This window comes from Sphingobium sp. KKT206, from assembly GCF_055640555.1.
This window is the reverse complement of the sequence record NZ_JBVMWC010000003.1, coordinates 71,420-88,675: the sequence shown is the minus strand read 5'-3', so window position 1 is coordinate 88,675 and position 17,256 is coordinate 71,420. Positions and strand designations below refer to the sequence as shown.

The window sequence follows — 17,256 nt, the reverse complement described above, 5'->3', positions numbered from 1 at the left end:
GAAAGCGCAGCAGGCAGGGGAAGGGAAGGGTTCGTGGCCAAAGAGCAGCATGTGAAGGCAGAGAGCCGAGCCGGGCCGGCAAGGCGGGCTTCGGTTTCATCTGGATCCGCCTCCAATCGCGAACGTCCGGCCGAGCCCGTCCGCTATCAGGCGACCAATGCGGAGATGCTGGAACTCTACCGCCAGATGCTGCTGATCCGCCGTTTCGAGGAAAAGGCCGGCCAGCTTTACGGCTTCGGCATGATCGGCGGCTTCTGCCATCTTTATATCGGGCAGGAGGCCGTCGCCGTCGGCCTGCAATCGGCTATGAGGGTGGGCAAGGACAGCGTCATCACCGGCTATCGCGACCACGGCCACATGCTGGCCTACGGGATCGATCCCAAGGTCATCATGGCAGAGCTGACCGGCCGCGCTGCGGGCATTTCACGCGGCAAGGGCGGGTCGATGCACATGTTCTCGGTCGATCATGGCTTCTATGGCGGCCACGGCATCGTCGGCGCGCAGGTGGGGCTGGGCACGGGCCTAGCCTTCAAGCATAAATATGCGGATGATGGCGGCGTCTGCCTCACCTATTTCGGCGACGGCGCGGCCAATCAGGGACAGGTCTACGAAAGCTTCAACATGGCGGAGCTGTGGAAGCTGCCGGTGATTTTCGTGATCGAGAACAACCAGTACGCCATGGGAACCAGCGTCAACCGCGCGTCGGCCGAGGACCAACTCTATCGGCGCGGCGAGAGCTTCCGCATCCCCGGCATCCAGGTGGACGGCATGGACGTGCTCGCTGTCCGTGGCGCTGCTGAGGAAGCCCGGCAGTGGGTGCTGTCCGGCAAGGGGCCGATCCTCCTGGAATTGAAGACCTACCGCTATCGGGGCCATTCCATGTCCGATCCGGCCAAGTACCGCTCGCGCGAGGAAGTGCAGGCGGTCCGCGACAAGTCCGATGCCATCGAGCATCTCAAGCAGGAGTTGGAGGCGGCCGGCGTCACCGAGGATGAGTTGAAGGCGCTGGAGAAGGAGATCCGCCAGATCGTTCAGGAAGCCGCCGACTTCGCCGAGCAGGCCCCGGAGCCCGAGCTTGCCGAACTCTATACCGATGTGCTGGTGGGGCAATATTGATGGCGATTGAACTGAAGATGCCGGCGCTTTCTCCCACCATGGAGGAGGGTACGCTCGCAAAGTGGCTCGTCAAGGAAGGCGATGCGGTGAAATCCGGCGACATCCTCGCGGAGATCGAGACCGACAAGGCGACGATGGAATTCGAGGCAGTGGACGAGGGCATCATCGCCAAGATCGTCATTCCTGAAGGCACCGACGGCGTGAAAGTGGGCGCGGTGATCGCGCTGATCGCTGGCGAGGGTGAAAGCGCCGTGACGGTCCAAGCCGCCGCCCCCGCTCCCAAGGTCGAGGCACCCGCGCCCAAGGCGGCGGAGCCGGCCCCGCAGCCGGTTGCGGCGCCTGCGCCCCGCGCGGCGGTTGCCGATCCCGATATTCCCGCCGGCACCGAGATCGTGAAGACCACGGTGCGCGAGGCGTTGCGCGACGCCATGGCCGAGGAGATGCGCGCCGACGACCGCGTCTTCGTGATGGGCGAGGAAGTGGCGCAATATCAGGGCGCCTACAAGGTGACGCAGGGCCTGCTGGAAGAGTTCGGCGATCGCCGCGTCATCGACACCCCGATCACCGAGTATGGTTTTGCCGGCATAGGCACAGGCGCGGCGATGGGCGGCTTGAAGCCGATCGTCGAGTTTATGACCTTCAACTTCGCCATGCAGGCGATCGACCACATCATCAACTCGGCGGCCAAGACCAACTATATGTCCGGCGGCCAGATGCGCTGCCCGGTGGTGTTCCGCGGCCCCAACGGCGCCGCCAGCCGCGTCGGCGCCCAGCACAGCCAGAATTACGGGCCCTGGTATGCTGCCGTTCCTGGCCTGATCGTGATCGCGCCTTACTCGGCCGCCGACGCCAAGGGGCTGCTGAAGGCCGCGATCCGCTCGCCCGATCCGGTCGTGTTCCTGGAAAACGAGTTGCTCTACGGCCAGAGCTTCGACGTGCCGAAGCTGGACGATCATGTCCTGCCGATTGGCAAGGCCCGCATCGCCCGCGCGGGGCGTGACGTGACCCTGGTGAGCTACTCCATTGGTGTCGGTGTCGCGCTGGAAGCCGCCGACAAGCTGGCAGATGAAGGTGTTGACGCGGAGGTGATCGACCTGCGCACGCTCCGCCCGCTCGATAAGGAAACCGTGCTGAAGTCGCTCGCCAAGACCAACAGGATGGTGGTGGTGGAGGAAGGCTGGCCGGTCTGCTCCATCTCCTCGGAGATCATCGCCATCGCCATGCAGGAAGGCTTCGACGACCTCGACGCCCCGGTGCTCCGCGTCACCAACAAGGACGTGCCGCTGCCGTATGCCGCGAATCTGGAAAAGGCCGCGCTCATCAAGGCGGATGACGTGGTCGCGGCGGTCAAGCGCGTCCGTTATCGCTGACGCCTGCGGAGTTTCGAAAATGCCGATTGAACTCAAGATGCCCGCGTTGTCTCCCACGATGGAGGAGGGTTCGCTCGCCAAATGGCTGGTGAAGGAGGGCGATGTGGTGAAGTCTGGCGACCTGCTGGCCGAAATCGAAACCGACAAGGCGACGATGGAATTCGAGGCGGTGGACGAAGGCATTATCGCGAAAATCCTCATCCCCGAAGGTACAGAAGGCGTGAAGGTCGGGACCGTCGTCGCCATGCTTGCCGCCGAAGGCGAGGATATCACCGCTATCGGGGAAGGGGCTGTTCCCGCGCTTCTGCCGGCCCCCGAGATTGCCGACAAGGTCGCTACATCCATTCCCGCCGCTGTTCCTGTCGCGTCGTCAGCCGCACCCGCAATTGGTGCCAGCCGTATCAAGGCCAGCCCGCTTGCCCGTCGTCTGGCGGAGGCAAGCGCCATCGATCTTTCTACGATAAGAGGCTCCGGGCCTAATGGCCGCATCGTCAAGGTTGACATTGATGGCGCGACGCCTGCCTCGATGCCGGCCGTCGCTCCGGGGGTCCCCGCGGCGTTTGCCGCCGCAGTACCGTCGATCGAACCGGATGCGGTGGATGGCTCCCGCTCACGGCATCTAAGTGCCAAGATGGGTTTGCTGTCATGCAACCCGAGAAGGAGCCACCCGCCATGGAGATTAGCACGATCGGCCTCGATTTGGCCAAGAACGTTTTTCAGGTTCACGGTATCAGCGCGACCGGTGAGGTCGTCATTCGCAAGGCGCTGCGACGATCGCAGATGCTACCGTTCTTCGAGAAGCTGCCGCCGTGCCTGGTAGGCGCCGAGGCCTGCGGGACATCGCATCACTGGGCGCGCGAACTGACCAAGCTGGGTCATGAGGTTCGGCTGATGCCGGCGGCTTACGTGAAGCCTTACGTAAAGCGCGGAAAGAACGACGCCGCCGATGCTGAGGCAATCTGCGAAGCGGTTACACGTCAGACGATGCGGTTCGTGCCCATCAAGTCGCGCGAGCAGCAGGCGGCGTTGTCGCTGCACCGCGTGCGCCAGCTGTTGATCAAACAGCGCACGCAGCTGGTGAACATGATGCGCAGCGTGCTCGCAGAACTGGGCGTCGCCATCCCGGTCGGGATCGTGAAGGCAATGCAGATGGCGCGGGAAATCGTCGACGGCGAGTCAAAGATCGATCTGCCGACCGAGGCGACCAACGTCGTTGCCATGCTGGCAGGGCAACTGCTCCAGCTTCACGCCCAGTTACGCAAGCTCGACCTGCGTCTCGCCGCTCTGCAGCGGAGCGACGAGCGGGCCCGGCGTCTGGCGACGATCCCTGGTATCGGGCCGATCGGCGCGACCGCACTCGCCGCGTCGGTGACCGATCCAAGCCAGTTCTCGTCAGGGCGCCAATTCGCCGCCTGGCTAGGGCTGACCCCGCGACAGAGTTCGAGTGGCGGCAAGGAACGCTTGGGGCGCATTACCAAGATGGGCGACCGATATCTGCGGCAGCTCCTGGTTGTCGGCGCAACCGCGCTCGTCCGATACGCCAAGCAGAAACCCAGCACGGTCGATCCGCGCTTCGTCGCATTGCTCGCCAGAAAGCCCGCGCGTGTCGCCTCGGTCGCCATCGCCAACAAGATGGCGCGGATCGCATGGGCGGTCATGGCGCGCGGCGGCGTCTTCGAACGCGGGCATGCGCCGATGCTGGCGGCAGCATAGATCAAGAGTTTAGCTGAGGAGATCAGCTTCACGAGGTTGTGAGAGCGAAGGATGTGATGGCAAAACCGGTCGGACCGGGAACAAGGACAACCCAAGGAATGTCATAGGCGTAATAGCCTGCAAACCCGATCGGACCTTGTTCGCGGACCCCATCAGGGCCAGCAGTCTGCACCGACTGCATCAACAGGCCGGACAGACGACTGCACCCGACGGAACGTCAGATCATCACTTTATGCTTGCAACGCGGGAGCCATCCACAGACGACATTCCACACGAAGTCGTCAAGCTGTCAAACATGCGGAAAGTCATTGCCCGACGGCTCACCGAATCGAAGCAGCAGGTTCCGCACATCTACCTCACGGCCGATATCCACCTCGATCCATTGCTGAAGCTTCGGGCCGATCTCAACGACGGGCTTGCCGAACGCGGTGTCAAGCTCTCGGTCAACGATCTGCTGGTCAAGGCCTTGGCGGCCGCCCTTATCGAAGTGCCCAGCTGCAATGTGCAGTTTGCCGGCGACAATCTGCTGCGGTTCAGCCGCGTCGATATTTCGGTGGCGGTATCGATCCCCGGCGGCCTGATCACGCCGATCATCGCGGGCGCGAACGCCAAGGGCGTTGCCGCAATCTCCAGCGAGATGAAGGATAGGGCGGAGCGCGCGCGCAACGGTAAATTGCAGCCGCATGAATATCAGGGCGGCACCGCCAGCCTGTCGAACATGGGCATGTTCGGCATCAAGCAGTTCGAGGCTGTCATTAACCCGCCCCAGGCCATGATCATGGCGATCGGCGCGGGCGAAAAGCGGCCTTATGTAGTGAACAATGCGCTGACCGTTGCCACGGTGATGTCGGTAACCGGCAGCTTCGATCACCGCGCGATCGATGGGGCGGACGGTGCGCAACTGATGGCCGCTTTCAAGCGCATCGTTGAGAAGCCGCTGACACTGTTGGCCTGAATCTCAAGGAATTTCCGAACATGGCTGATAGTTACGACGTGATTGTCCTTGGCTCAGGCCCCGGCGGCTATGTCGCCGCGATCCGCGCCGCTCAGCTCAAGTTGAACACGGCGATTGTCGAGCGCGAGAATCTAGGCGGTGTCTGCCTCAACTGGGGTTGCATACCCACCAAGGCGTTGCTGCGCTCGGCGGAGGTTTTTCGCTACATGCGGCATGCCAAGGATTATGGCCTGGTCGCGGAGAAGATAACCGCCGATCTGGATGCAGTGGTGAAGCGCTCACGCGGCGTTGCCAGGCAGCTTAATCAGGGTGTCTCGCACCTGATGAAGAAGAACGGGATCGCCGTTTATATGGGTGAGGGGAAGCTCACCGGCAAAGGGAGGCTTTCTGTCACAGCGCCGGATGGTAAGACCAGTGAGTTGACCGCGAAGAATATTATCATCGCCACGGGCGCGCGTGCTCGCGATCTGCCGTTCCCGAAAGCCGATGGAAAGCGCGTCTGGACCTATCGCCACGCGATGAACCCGCCGGAAATGCCGAACAAGCTGCTTGTTATCGGCTCGGGCGCGATCGGCATCGAGTTCGCCAGCTTTTACAACGACATGGGCGCGGAAGTGACAGTCGTCGAGATGCTGGACAGGATCGTTCCGGTCGAGGATGCAGATGTCTCGACCTTCCTGGAAAAAGCGTTGGTGAAGCAGGGCATGAAGATCTTGACGGGTGCAGGTGTCCAAAAGCTCGATATCGGTGCCACCGGCGTAACAGTCGCGATCAAAGCCCGGGATGGCAAACTTGTTTCGGACGAATACAGCCATGTCATCGTGGCAATCGGGATCGTCCCAAACACCGAAACCGTTGGGCTTGAGGCACTGGGTGTGAAAACGGAGCGTGGCCACATTGTTACCGATGGCGCATGCCGCACCAATGTCGAGGGAATCTGGGCGATCGGAGACGCCACGGCGCCGCCTTGGCTAGCGCACAAGGCCAGCCATGAAGGTGTTATCGCGGCAGAAACCATAGCGGGTCAGCATCCGCACGCAATGGACCCCAGGAACATTCCCGGCTGCACCTATTGCCACCCGCAGATCGCTAGTGTCGGCCTCACCGAAACAAATGCGAGGGAAGCAGGTCACGAAGTGAGGATTGGCACCTTTCCCTTCATCGGCAATGGCAAGGCTATCGCGCTCGGCGAGCCAGAAGGCTTCGTCAAGACGGTATTTGATGCCCAAACTGGCGAGCTGCTGGGCGCACACATGGTCGGCCCGGAGGTGACCGAAATGATCCACGGCTTCACCATCGGTCGTACACTGGAAACAACCGAGGCGGAGCTGATGGAAACGGTTTTTCCGCATCCGACCATTTCCGAAACGATGCATGAAAGCGTGCTTGCTGCCTTCGGGCGCGCAGTCCATATTTAGGCTATCTTCCATATTTGGGAGAGATCATGCCTCCTTCTGCTGCCGAACCACGAGCGGCGAGGCGTCAAGGTCAGCTACGTACTCTTGAAAGAACCCGTGCGGCGACATTGCTTCGCACCGCGAGCTTTCTACCGTAACGTAGCGCGGTTGTCGGTGAACTCCATCGCAGCGCCTGCGCAATGCCGGCTCCGTCCTCTCCGGCGGCGAAGAGGTCCTGGGTCAGGCCAACGCGCAGCGAATGTGTGGACAGCGCCTGAACCGCATCGGCCAGCTTGCTGGCGCTCAGGTTGACCAGCCCCATTTCGTAGGCGGCACTCGCCACGCGCCTGTAGATCCCATTGACCCCCTGCCGACTGAGGGCCTCCTTGCCGATGGTGTAGGTCGTTCGGGCCAGTGCCGTTTCCGGATCGGAGCCGCGCGCGCGCCGGCGATAGACACCAACCCTGCGAAACAGCAGCCCGTCCTCGATCGCGCTTTCGGCCTGCCACAAGGCGACCCTGCGCATCGTCTCGGCCGACAGCCACGCCCACGCGCCTTCCTGCTCCTGGTCGGTTTTGGAGAAGGGGATGAACAAGGTCGCCGAGCCGTCGTCCTGCGCATCGATATGCGTGGCTTCAACCCTAGTGAGCTCGCTGACCCGGAGCCCTGCGTCATAGCCGAGCGAAAGCAACGCCGCGTCCCGTAACCCCTGAAGATCGCCGCCACACGCTTCGAGTAGCGCAGCCAGGGTGAAGCCTTTGGCGGCGTGGTGATCCAGCGCCTTGCCTAACCGCAGAGGCGCAGCCTGACGCTGAAGTGCGCCTCTCTGCCGGCGGATGGCCTTCAGCGCGGCGCGAACCATCGGGGCGTCGGTCGGCGCGGCGGGCGAGGCCAAGCCCAGCATGCGGTGGACCGAGGCGATGCTGGCGATGCGCCGCGCCAGCGTCGCGGGCTTCCTGCCTTTGGCGTCCAGCGCGTTTACATAGCGCACCATATCTTCGGGATCGGCTGGCAATGGCCTGCGGCCTTCTTCACCGCACCAGTCGCGCCAGCAGTCGAGATCGGCGGCTATCGCCGCCTTCGTCGCGTCGGCCATCGCCGCCAGGGTCGTCTCGAGACCGAGCTGACTGATCGGCGGTAGATCGGTCGGAATGATTTCCCCGATCGTGCGCAGCAGCCGCACATCGACGGATTCGGCGTCTGTCTTGCGCGATCGTGTCGGCAGAGCAGTGTCGTTCGTCCTGACGACGATGATTTCCATGGGGGAGGATTTGGTGGAACTCTCGGTCATCGTTCGCTATATGTCTTCCCGGAGGATATGATGCAGCTCAACTCGGCAAAAGCTCTGGCCCTTGGCCGGGAGGTCCGCGAAACCTTCGGCAGCTGGAAGAAGGCACGCGAGGCGGCCGTCCAGCGCGATGGCGTCTATGTCATCGATCGGGCGAAGATTCGTGCTGAAAAGGCCAAGAAGCTCGCCAAGACGGCCTGATCTCGAATGACATTCGGCTACGCGCTGCTTGGCGCTCTGGTTCTTCTGCTTCCCGGGTTTGCGGGTTATTTCGGTCTTCGTATTGGCGAGGCGAGTGATTTTGTGTCGCCGCGGCCCGACCGGCCCAATTCCAATCTCACCATTTTCCTGATTGTGCTGCTGGCGCTCGCTGCGCACACCGCCGGGGCGGGAATTTTTGCCTTCAACGAAGCGATAGCGGCGTGGAAGCCGCTGATCTCGCTTCCCTATGATCCCAATCCCTACAAGGCACTTCTGTCCGGCCAGGTCCCATCGGGGCTTTCCGCGCTCGCAATCGAACTGGAACTGCTGTTCTGCCTGGCGCTTTCCTTTGGGACCGGCTGGGTCTGCGAGAGAATGGCGCGCGCCAAGCCGATTACGACCCGAACCGCGCCCTTGCGCTTCGGATGGCTCCTGCCGATCGTCGAGAAGGTCGAGGCCGGTGGCCATGTCGCGGTCGGTTATGTGCGCACGACGAGCGGCCACAACGGTGCCTGGGTCGCCTATGAAGGCAGCATCCGGCGCCTGACGCTCGACGATGACGACGGAATCCGCATGGTGGTGCTCGAGCAGTGCGATCGCTTCATTGTCCGGATGACGGACGACAAGATCGAGCGGGTCGACATGGACAGCGCGCCGATCGCCATGATGCATCTTGCCGCCGACCAGATCGCCGATTTCGCAATCGAACTGTTCGAGGTTCCCGAGATCGGCGCTGACTGAGGCGAGCGGCGGCGTTCTGCTCAAAACATGCGGCACAAGGCGCGACACATCTGTGCCGCATGGTTTTTCCCCGTTCGTCATCATCCGCAAAATTTGCCCTTCCCTGCCGTTCCAGCAGCCCTGTACTTACCATAATCTCCCATTATGGTAAGTGAGAAAATCACGCGGGGAGGGCGGTTTACGCGGAGAATCGGCCTTGCACATCCCGCCTGGCCGGATAGCGGATTGGCGCCGTTCTTGTTTTGATAACGCCGAAGCGCTATATGCGCTGAACGATCCACGAGATCATGGTACAGGTTAGAAATGGCAAAGGCGGTAAGCTTGGTGTTGGCGACGGTGAACGCTCCTTATGGGGCGAACCTTTCCGCGCATCAACTCGCTGCGCTGATCGCCGACCCAAAGAGCGCGAGCGATTTCAACGCGCCCGTGTTTTCCTTCTTCTCGGAAGTAAGCCCGGCTCTGCAGCTGCAGTTCGTCGAGGAAATGGGTGTCGACGCCGACAAGGTCTGCGCGGTCGCCGACCAGTTCTCCCACCTCTCGGGCTACGCGCTCCCGCTGGCGGCGTAACGCATGGTCGAGCGCGGCCCAAGCCAGTGGCCGGTCCTGTTCGATCTTGCGATGGAAATCTTCGCCCAATTCGAGGAGAACGTCGGCTTCGTGCCCTCGTGGAGCTTCGGCGGCGGGACGGCGCTCATGCTCCAGATCGATCATCGTGAAAGCCACGACATCGATATCTTCCTTGATGATCCGCAAATCCTGCCTTTTCTCAATCCAGAGATCCAGGATTTCGCAATGACCCGTCGGCCGGACGAATATAAGAGCGACGGGACGCAGGCGCTCAAACTCGCCTTTGACGAACTGGGTGAGATCGACTTCATTTGTTCGTCCGCCATCCTCGATGTTTCCAGTGAGCGCCACGATGTGAGGGGGCGGACGGTCGACCTTGAAACTCCGGCCGAGATTGCAGCGAAGAAAGTTTACTTCCGGGGCTGGAACTTGCAGCCACGCGACATGTTCGATCTTGCTGCCATCGCCGAGCACCATGGTGACGACTATGTCGTGTCAGCATTGCGTGAATGCGGCCATGAGCGATGCCGCAAGGCGCTGGAAGTCGTCGAGAAGGTCAACCCGAAGGCTGTCGAGACGGTGATTGGCCAGCTGCTGTACAGGGAAAAGAACAGCCATCTGGTCGCAGAGGCGCAGGCGATTACGCACCGAATTTTAGGGGCTTCACTTTCCGATTAAGACGGTCGCAGCACGGGCGCGAGGAGCCGTTCGGCACGAGCCGAACCGTATTCCTTCACCGCACGCGCGAGCTGCGCGCTATTCATCTCCCCTGCCTTGGCAAGCGCACGCGGCAGGATGGCCACCTTGTCCTCGGGCAGCCTGTCGATGTTATGGAGGAGGTCGACAAGCAGGACTTCCTTGGACAGCCGCCTGGGCACCGACGGCCGCATCCGGAAATCGTACATCCGGCCATCCAGTTTGAACCGGCCATGGCGTTTGCGATTATAGACCACGGGCTCGTTGTGGAGCTGGGTCGTGCACACGCCAAGCCCATTGAATGCGCTTGGAGAGACCAGCAGGAACCGATCGTCGCCGAGAAATGTGAAGCTGCGATCCTACCGCGCCGCAGCCGCTCGAGGCTGAGCGTGTGCGCCTCGTACATAAGGCTGCCGCCGGTTTTCGCTGGTCACGATGCTCGGCTGAAGCGCGGCGCGGACCGCATCCGTGACCGTATAGACCGCATGACGCTGCGCACCGCGGTTCTCATGGTCCACGAAAAAGCCCTGGTAATGCCGTCTGATCAGTCCTGCCTTCACCAACTCCGACACCGCCCGGCTGATCGCCGTCATGCCGGTTTCGCGGATGCGCTCGCTGAGTTCCGCGTCGACGCGGCGCGCGGCCTCCACCGGATCGCCCGGCAATTCTCCTTTGGCTGCGAGCGCAGCCCGGACCTTATCGGCGGTGGCCCGGCGCTGGTGGTGACGCGCGCCGCTCGGCGCAATCGCCGCGGCCAGCCATTCGCGGATGGGCACCAGAACCTCGCCTTCTCGAACCAGAGGCCCCGCCTCCCCGTTCGTCCGGGCGGCCCTGGCGATGAGATCGAGCACCATGAAGGTGTAGCGCGGCCGACCCGAGTGCTCCGCGATGATGCGCACGATATCCGGCAGGCCAACTACTGGTGCTGGCGCCGGGGTTGGGATCGATGGCGCGAAGAGATCGAACTGAAGCATGGAACGAATCAAGCACAAAGCACGACTCTTGTGAATCCCCCAATCGCTCACAGAAACGACCGAAAGACGTTTTGCCATCCGTGTCACTTTACCCGACCGGTACCTGAAGGGTAAAGTGACGCAGCCGTCATTGATCGATGCATCTGCCCCGTGGCCACAATCATTGACATTTTGTGGCCACGCCCTATAACCATCGTCATTGGCAGCGAAGGTTGGTTGGTATGGACGTGCAGCTTCTAGCCGGAATCGAGAGGATCTGCTCCCTTCCAGAGCATCAGCTAGAGGTTGAACTCGGCAAACTGCTCGAAGGTCGGGCTCCGATGGCCACTATCACCATTCGCGCCGCGCGTGACAGCTTCACCAAGCTGCTTGCGCGTGCGCGTGACGGATCGGTTCAGCTTGTCGGCAAAGACAAGGGAGAGCAGACCGTGATCCTCTCGGTTGCGGCTTTGGCGAATGTCATTAAGGCAGCCGCTGGCGGTATTTCCGCCGGAGAATTTCTTGCCGCCACGCAGTTCCAGCCGTCACGCGGAAAGCTCGTCCATGTCGAGAGCGACGACGACAGCAGCCAGGAATTCACTGTCCGATCCGGAGAAGCTTCCTGGCAGCAGGCCAGCGCCTAAGCGGCCATGTATCTTCTTTCGACCCAATGCCTGCTTGACCGGATCACGGGTCAGGCGCCGGCCTCGATCGATGCGCTGCCTGCCCGAGAGATCCACCTGAGCGCGGTTTCCCTCGGGCAGGCGCTGCTGGCCATCGAGCAAAGCCCGGCGGGTGAACGCCAAGGCCACCGCGATGCGCTGCGCGGCTATGTCGGCATGGTGCGCAGCTTCGATAATATCGTGCCGTTCGACGAAAAGGCCGCCATGCTGTGGCCTGGTCTGCGGGCTCAGAAGCTGATCGCCACCAACCCGGCCGGTGCCGTGATCCCGGTCAGCGAGGCGACGACGATGGTCGTTGCCTCGGCTCTCGCTACCAATCTTGTCTTCGTCGACTATCCGCAGCCCTACCATAGCGGCGTCAGCGGGCTGACGGTGGTGAACCCTTGATATGACCGAGAGCGACGTCGGGATCAGGGAAGGTGCGCGCGCGCAGCCGGCCAAACGGTTCCGCATTCTGGCGCTGACCGGAGGTGGGTATCGTGGCCTCTTTACCGTTCGGATCCTCGAACAGATCGAGCGGACGATCGGAAAGCCGATCAAAGACCATTTCGATATCATCGCCGGCACTTCGATCGGCGGCATCGTGGCCATCGGCCTGGCCCAAGGCATTCGCCCAGCCGTGATCGGCGCCGCGTTTGAGAAGCACGGCCAGGCGATCTTCCCGAAGCGGGGTTTACTCGGTCGCTGGGGGCTGGCGCGCTCGCGCTATGACGCGGCTGGCCTCGCGCAGACGATCGACGCCGTTCTTGGCGAAGCGGGAAAGACGCCCCTGTCCGGCCTGAAGACACCCCTGATCGTGACCGCGGTCGATTTCGGCGCCTGGGCGCCGGCAATATACGAAACCACTGGCATGTCACCGAAGCTCGAAGGAACCTCGCTACGGGACATTGCCCTCGCCACCTCCGCGGCGCCAACCTATTTCCCCGACCATGTGATCGACGGGCATTCCTATGTCGACGGCGGACTGATCGCGAACGCTCCGGATAGTATCGCCCTGATGCGGGCGCTTGGGCGCTATGGGCGCACGCCCCAGGAAATCGACCTCATCAGCGTCGGGACCGCAGGAGAGCTGCGATGGGATGTGCCGCGTGCGCCCAGGCGCCGCGGCGGTGTGATGCTGATCGCAAAAGACGAGCTCGTGTCGAGGACGATGAAGGCGCAGGAGAGCCTGTCGCTCGACCTCGTGCAGTCCGTCCTGGGCTCGAGCTACGTCCGCATCGATAGGGTGCCTTCGCTCCAGCAGCAGAAGGAACTTGCGCTCGATCGGGCAACCGACAAAGCGGCCGAGATCCTGGGACAGCTCGCGCGCGACGCCTATGCGGGAGCCTCGGCGAGCAGCACGTTCAAAGCGATGCTTCGATAGGGGACGGGTGGCGGACTGACCAAGCCTTACGTTCCAGAAAATGCTGCCTGTCCGTCAAGCATCTGCCCAACATGACCTCAACACGGATCTACTCTGACGATGGCGAAGAAAACGACCAAAAGAACGCCGAAGGTCTTCCTGGATGCGAACATCGTCATCAGTGCCGGCAAACCACCAGGCGGGCCTGAAATCGCCCGTGTCGTCGATCTTGTCGATGCCGGTCTGATAACGGTGTTGACCACCGATCTCACCATCACCGAGGTTGCCAAAAAGTACATCCAGAGTGATTTCGACGCGATCAAGGAGATCAGCCAGCCGCATTTCCGGAAGATTGTCGAGGGAGCGACCGGCGTTGCGCTTCCCGCGCTCAAGCGGCCGGAGCTTCGCGCAAAGCTGAAATCGATCTACGATGAGTCGACTACGCAGATGTTCGATGCGCTGGAGGCCAAGACGCTCCAGATCGACGAGGTGAAGCCGTCGGCAGTGTTCAGCGCCTATGCGGCAGGGGAAGGTTTCTTCTCAGGCGACGGCAAGAAGGACCAGTTCCCCGACGCCTTTGCCTTCGAGTGCCTCAAGAAGGAGGCGTCGAGAAATAGCCCGGTGATCATCGTTTCGAACGATGGCGACTTTGATGGCCCGGTCGGGTCTGCGAAGCATATTTCGCTGGTGAAGTCGTTGCCCGAACTGTTCGCGGCGCTTGGCCTCGAGATGGCCGCGCCGCAACTCGATCCCTTCCTGGAGACGCAGGAGGAACAGATCGTCGACCTCGTCAGTCAGGAACTTACGAATTGGGGACTGCACAGTAGCGACGTCATGGATGCGGAGATCGACGAGATCACCGTCAATTCGGTCGAAGTGAAAAAACTCACCGCCTTCAAACCAAGTGAGGCAGGTAAATCAATCCTTGTGGTCGGCACGATCGAGGTCGCAGCATTGGTGTCTTTCACTCATCCCAACTGGGATGAAGCGATGTATGATTCCGAGGACAAGGTGCTTATCCCGTTCGAGGATGAGAGCGGGGAGACCGAGATCGAGCTTACCATCGACGTCGCCATGTCGATCGCGGTCGACGAGGCAGGCAATCCCGAGGAGATTGAAGCCTTGCGGTTTCGCAACAGCGATTTTCAGTATGTGACGCTCTATCCACCCGACATGTACAAATAGGGTCCGTGGATGAGACGATTCGAGGTCGAGAAGCAGTTCTGCGACATGGTCAGCCGGATCACATCGTTCAGGTCGAGTCGGCGACTCTGTTTCGGGTAGAAAAAAGCCGCCCACAAGGAGGCGGCTTGATAGTTGGGAGAGGATGCCTGAAAGGCCCGTCTCTTGTGCATTGCATCATAGAATATTGCAACTGCGAAATTCGCAACTATGGACACGCCTGATACCGGCGTTTGCCACTAGGTGCCGGCAAAAACTATCGCTCATGGCCTGTCCGGCCAATAAGCCGGAATCCTTCAATAAGGTCGAGCATTGAGATAGCGCCGCACGCTCCTCGCCACTATTAGAGGAATCCCGAAAAATTGCAGAAGGAACAGCATGATGAACAATAGCGACCTTGCCGATCATCTCGCCGGTGCGACCGGGGCCACCAAGGCTGATGCCCGCAAGGCGGTCGATCTCGTCTTCGCCGCAATAGCTGACGCCGCCGCCAAAGGCGAAGAGGTGAGCCTCAACGGCTTCGGCAAGTTCAAGGTCAAGGACGTTCTCGCCCGCGAAGGCCGGAACCCGGCCACCGGCGAAACCATCAAGATCGCAGCGTCGAAAAAACTCTCCTTCAGCGTGGCGAAGGCCGTCAAGGACCGGCTCAACAGCTAAAGCGGGCTTGACGCCTCGATACCAAGAGATCGAGGCGTCCCCCTTCCCCGCAAGAGGCTTCCCGCAAGACCGCCACTCGCGGCTTTAATGATCGAACGACGCGATAATCTCCGGGAAGAACATTGCAACGGCCTGTATCGGCGAACGGCGTGACCTGCCTGGACCTGCTGACACGACAGATCGCCATCCATGTTCCAGCATTGCAGGATTGGTCGTTCGTAGCGGTCGATGTCGAGCTGGCGGTACATGACATTGCCCCTCGCGAGCAAGGTACGCAAATTCTCGCGGCTATCGTAGGGATTGTCCCGCACGCAGAGCAAGTGCTGAATTCGGGCACGTCGATACCGTAAAGCCGGGAGTGACCAAACGCCTCGCACCGGATTATAGTCGCCGTCGTAGATGTAGGGGCGGATGCACGGCACGGGCTTGGTCTGCGCGGTCGAGAAATGACCACATCCTGAGTCCTGAAGTAGTTTGCCGGTGCTCTAGCACCGACATTTGGTAACGAGTCTTTGCAATGACTGTTGACAAAACACGTCCTCTATCTGTTGGCGCCATCGCGCAACGTAGCGGAGTCGCGGTTTCGACGATCCATTTCTACGAGGCGAAAGGCCTCATCAAGGGCGAGCGCACAGCCGGCAATCAAAGGCGGTATCCTCGATCCGTATTGAGACGGATCGCCATTATCAGAACCGCCCAATATGTCGGGCTTTCGCTCTCCGAACTAAAGGATTTTCTTGACCGGATTCCAGAGGGGCCGGTTACGTCAACGGATTGGCGTCGGCTCAGTGCCGAGTGGAGTACGCTATTGAACGAGCGGATAGCTAGTCTCATGAGGCTGCGTGACCGCCTCGAAACCTGCATTGGATGCGGCTGTATGTCCCTCACCGACTGCCCCTTGCGAAACCCCGAAGACAGGTTGGGCGCAGTTGGGTCAGGCCCTCAGCTCCTCTTGGTGAATTTCGCTCGTGAACCTCGTGATGATGAAGATAGCCCCGTTCATTTTCGCACCAAACGTCGCTCCTTGGCGGCGGTCAAATCCACTCTTGACGTTAACCAAGACACAAAAGGGAACGATGACTCATAGCTTGGTGCCCTTCCCCGGTCGTTCGGGGCGGTGCTTCAAAAATCATCCTTCCGGCATCACTCTTCGCATGAATGCATCGAACAGGGGCACGGTGAACGCTGTATCTCCATGCGCGGGACTATAGAGCATTCCTTTCGCGATCAGGCTGTTTCGCGTCGGCGCCACGCTTGAAACCTTCACGTGCAAGGCATCGGCAACATCTCCCGACCTGTGCGGTCCAGTGCCCAAAGTGGCCATGGCGCGCAGATAGCGCTTCTCGGCAGGGGTCAGACGATCGAACCGAACGCGGAAAAAGCTGGCGTCAAGTTCCGCGAGCGCGCTACGCGTTGCCGCCGCAACATCGTCTTGGGTGATCGGCGACGCCTCAGCTGCATCCCAGCTATGCTTTCCCCACTCCTGGAGGAAATAAGGGTAACCTTGGGTCTGCTCGCAGATCGCGTCCAACGCCGCATCATCGACAGCTTCGCCTTCCCGCTCGATTGGAAGCCGAATGGCATCGCGCGCGGCGTGATCATCGAGCGGTCCGACGGAGACGAACTCGAAAAGTCGCTCCGCATAGGACTTGGCCCGGCCCATCTGCCCAACGAGTTGCGGCAAGCCAGCGGCGATCATTGTAATGGGAAGCTGCTTCTGGCTGGCCCGGTGGAGCGCACTGATCAATGCGGCCAATTGCTCTTCAGGCACATATTGGAGCTCGTCGATGACGAGTACCACAGCTGACCCCTTCTCTCGCGCCGCCTCGCCGATTGCAACCAACAGATCGGCGAGATCAGCTTCAAGGTCGCCGCTGTCGGCCAGGCCCGGCTCGACGTCGAAATCGAGTCCCACTTCGAGATCGTCATATTTGACCTTGAGCTTTGCGAACCCGGCCAGCGCGCGAAGCGCGCGCTTAACGCCGTCCGAAGCTTGCTTCATGCGATCGAGCCTCAGCAGCGTCGCCCGAAGGGCAGGCACGAGGATGCCGGGGAGCGAACGGTTCTCGGGAGCCTCGATGGCGACGATAGCCATGCCCTCCCCCTCGGCTGCGTCACGCATCGTCGTGAGCAGAACGGTCTTGCCTACACCGCGCAGTCCATAGAGGACGCTCGGGCGTGCCGCGCGCCCCGCGCGGATTCGGTCGAGCGCGACCGCGTTGCGTTCAAGCAACGCATCTCGCCCCGCCAACTCTGGAGGGCGAGTGCCGGCGCCAGGCGCGAAGGGGTTACGACGAGCATCCATAGCGAGGTTATGGTGGTTTATCGTTTTTTTGTAAACTTGATAATCTCGCTATAAGTCGCGTCTCAAGGGTTGCGGAAAAGCGCCCCAACC

The 17,256-nt window shown here is 61.2% G+C and carries 19 protein-coding genes and 2 pseudogenes; 17 read left to right on the top strand and 4 right to left on the bottom strand.

The genetic code is table 11. The features are described from left to right. Positions 1-33 precede the first annotated feature (33 nt). The 6 genes and pseudogenes from pdhA to lpdA all read left to right on the top strand — a co-directional run bounded on the left by pdhA (position 34) and on the right by lpdA (position 6,572). The gene (gene pdhA / locus ACZ2HM_RS23445) at positions 34-1,116 is read left to right on the top strand and encodes a pyruvate dehydrogenase (acetyl-transferring) E1 component subunit alpha (RefSeq protein ID WP_011950424.1); all 1,083 of its coding nucleotides are present in this window, start codon (positions 34-36) and stop codon (positions 1,114-1,116) included. After that, a complete protein-coding gene (locus ACZ2HM_RS23440) occupies positions 1,116-2,486 on the top strand; it encodes a pyruvate dehydrogenase complex E1 component subunit beta (protein ID WP_011950423.1) in 1,371 nt (456 codons plus the stop codon). Before pdhA ends, ACZ2HM_RS23440 begins: the two co-directional genes overlap by 1 nt. A gap of 19 nt (positions 2,487-2,505) precedes the next feature. Continuing rightward, positions 2,506-3,078: pseudogene (locus ACZ2HM_RS23435) on the top strand (biotin/lipoyl-containing protein); the annotation flags it as partial. A gap of 80 nt (positions 3,079-3,158) precedes the next feature. Further along, complete coding sequence (locus tag ACZ2HM_RS23430; protein ID WP_470425647.1) at positions 3,159-4,199, top strand: IS110 family RNA-guided transposase; 1,041 nt, start codon at positions 3,159-3,161, stop codon at positions 4,197-4,199. A 265-nt stretch (positions 4,200-4,464) separates the two neighbouring features. Next, a pseudogene (locus ACZ2HM_RS23425) lies at positions 4,465-5,154 on the top strand (2-oxo acid dehydrogenase subunit E2); the annotation flags it as partial. 20 nt (positions 5,155-5,174) lie between these two features. Beyond that, positions 5,175-6,572: a dihydrolipoyl dehydrogenase gene (gene lpdA, locus ACZ2HM_RS23420; RefSeq protein ID WP_011950421.1), complete on the top strand. Its 1,398-nt coding sequence runs from the start codon at positions 5,175-5,177 to the stop codon at positions 6,570-6,572. 70 nt (positions 6,573-6,642) lie between these two features. Here the strand turns inward: lpdA and ACZ2HM_RS23415 are convergent, their stop codons facing one another. After that, positions 6,643-7,842 (bottom strand): tyrosine-type recombinase/integrase, encoded by a 1,200-nt coding sequence (locus tag ACZ2HM_RS23415; RefSeq protein WP_011950420.1) that lies wholly within the window; start codon positions 7,840-7,842, stop codon positions 6,643-6,645. A gap of 27 nt (positions 7,843-7,869) precedes the next feature. Here ACZ2HM_RS23415 and ACZ2HM_RS23410 point away from each other — a divergent pair, with 27 nt between their 5' ends. The 4 genes from ACZ2HM_RS23410 (at position 7,870) to ACZ2HM_RS23395 (ending at position 10,026) form a co-directional block, all read left to right on the top strand. Next, positions 7,870-8,040 carry a hypothetical protein gene (locus ACZ2HM_RS23410; RefSeq protein ID WP_017184755.1) on the top strand — a complete coding sequence of 57 codons (171 nt, stop codon included), beginning with the start codon at positions 7,870-7,872 and terminating at the stop codon, positions 8,038-8,040. A 6-nt stretch (positions 8,041-8,046) separates the two neighbouring features. Beyond that, positions 8,047-8,781, top strand: a complete 735-nt coding sequence (locus ACZ2HM_RS23405; protein ID WP_011950419.1) for a hypothetical protein — start codon at positions 8,047-8,049, stop codon at positions 8,779-8,781. A gap of 324 nt (positions 8,782-9,105) precedes the next feature. Continuing rightward, positions 9,106-9,348 carry a hypothetical protein gene (locus tag ACZ2HM_RS23400; RefSeq protein WP_242496070.1) on the top strand — a complete coding sequence of 81 codons (243 nt, stop codon included), beginning with the start codon at positions 9,106-9,108 and terminating at the stop codon, positions 9,346-9,348. Positions 9,349-9,351: 3 nt separating this feature from the next. Next, positions 9,352-10,026, top strand: coding sequence for a nucleotidyl transferase AbiEii/AbiGii toxin family protein (locus ACZ2HM_RS23395; protein ID WP_011950417.1), 675 nt, complete (start codon positions 9,352-9,354; stop codon positions 10,024-10,026). Here ACZ2HM_RS23395 and ACZ2HM_RS23390 read toward each other — a convergent pair. Then, entirely contained in the window at positions 10,023-10,331 is a 309-nt protein-coding gene (locus ACZ2HM_RS23390; RefSeq protein WP_011950416.1) for a hypothetical protein, read from the bottom strand. The two genes, ACZ2HM_RS23395 and ACZ2HM_RS23390, sit on opposite strands and share 4 nt — an antisense overlap. Before the next feature lie 72 nt (positions 10,332-10,403). Further along, a complete protein-coding gene (locus tag ACZ2HM_RS23385; RefSeq protein ID WP_017184756.1) occupies positions 10,404-11,018 on the bottom strand; it encodes a hypothetical protein in 615 nt (204 codons plus the stop codon). A 221-nt stretch (positions 11,019-11,239) separates the two neighbouring features. Between ACZ2HM_RS23385 and ACZ2HM_RS23380 the strand changes: the two genes are divergently transcribed. The 7 genes from ACZ2HM_RS23380 (at position 11,240) to soxR (ending at position 15,948) form a co-directional block, all read left to right on the top strand. Further along, the gene (locus ACZ2HM_RS23380) at positions 11,240-11,641 is read left to right on the top strand and encodes a hypothetical protein (protein ID WP_017184757.1); all 402 of its coding nucleotides are present in this window, start codon (positions 11,240-11,242) and stop codon (positions 11,639-11,641) included. A gap of 6 nt (positions 11,642-11,647) precedes the next feature. After that, a complete protein-coding gene (locus tag ACZ2HM_RS23375; protein WP_011950414.1) occupies positions 11,648-12,067 on the top strand; it encodes a PIN domain-containing protein in 420 nt (139 codons plus the stop codon). A gap of 1 nt (position 12,068) precedes the next feature. Further along, positions 12,069-13,043, top strand: coding sequence for a CBASS cGAMP-activated phospholipase (locus tag ACZ2HM_RS23370; protein WP_011950413.1), 975 nt, complete (start codon positions 12,069-12,071; stop codon positions 13,041-13,043). A 99-nt stretch (positions 13,044-13,142) separates the two neighbouring features. After that, on the top strand, positions 13,143-14,207 hold the full coding sequence (locus ACZ2HM_RS23365) for a PIN domain-containing protein (RefSeq protein ID WP_011950412.1): 1,065 nt from the start codon (positions 13,143-13,145) through the stop codon (positions 14,205-14,207). A 378-nt stretch (positions 14,208-14,585) separates the two neighbouring features. After that, positions 14,586-14,861 (top strand): HU family DNA-binding protein, encoded by a 276-nt coding sequence (locus ACZ2HM_RS23360; protein ID WP_017184758.1) that lies wholly within the window; start codon positions 14,586-14,588, stop codon positions 14,859-14,861. A gap of 149 nt (positions 14,862-15,010) precedes the next feature. Then, the gene (locus ACZ2HM_RS23355) at positions 15,011-15,211 is read left to right on the top strand and encodes a hypothetical protein (RefSeq protein WP_017184759.1); all 201 of its coding nucleotides are present in this window, start codon (positions 15,011-15,013) and stop codon (positions 15,209-15,211) included. Between the two features lie 167 nt (positions 15,212-15,378). Next, the gene (soxR, locus tag ACZ2HM_RS23350) at positions 15,379-15,948 is read left to right on the top strand and encodes a redox-sensitive transcriptional activator SoxR (protein WP_081095122.1); all 570 of its coding nucleotides are present in this window, start codon (positions 15,379-15,381) and stop codon (positions 15,946-15,948) included. 42 nt (positions 15,949-15,990) lie between these two features. Here the strand turns inward: soxR and ACZ2HM_RS23345 are convergent, their stop codons facing one another. Continuing rightward, the gene (locus ACZ2HM_RS23345; RefSeq protein ID WP_026002697.1) at positions 15,991-17,166 is read right to left on the bottom strand and encodes an AAA family ATPase; all 1,176 of its coding nucleotides are present in this window, start codon (positions 17,164-17,166) and stop codon (positions 15,991-15,993) included. Positions 17,167-17,256 lie beyond the last annotated feature (90 nt).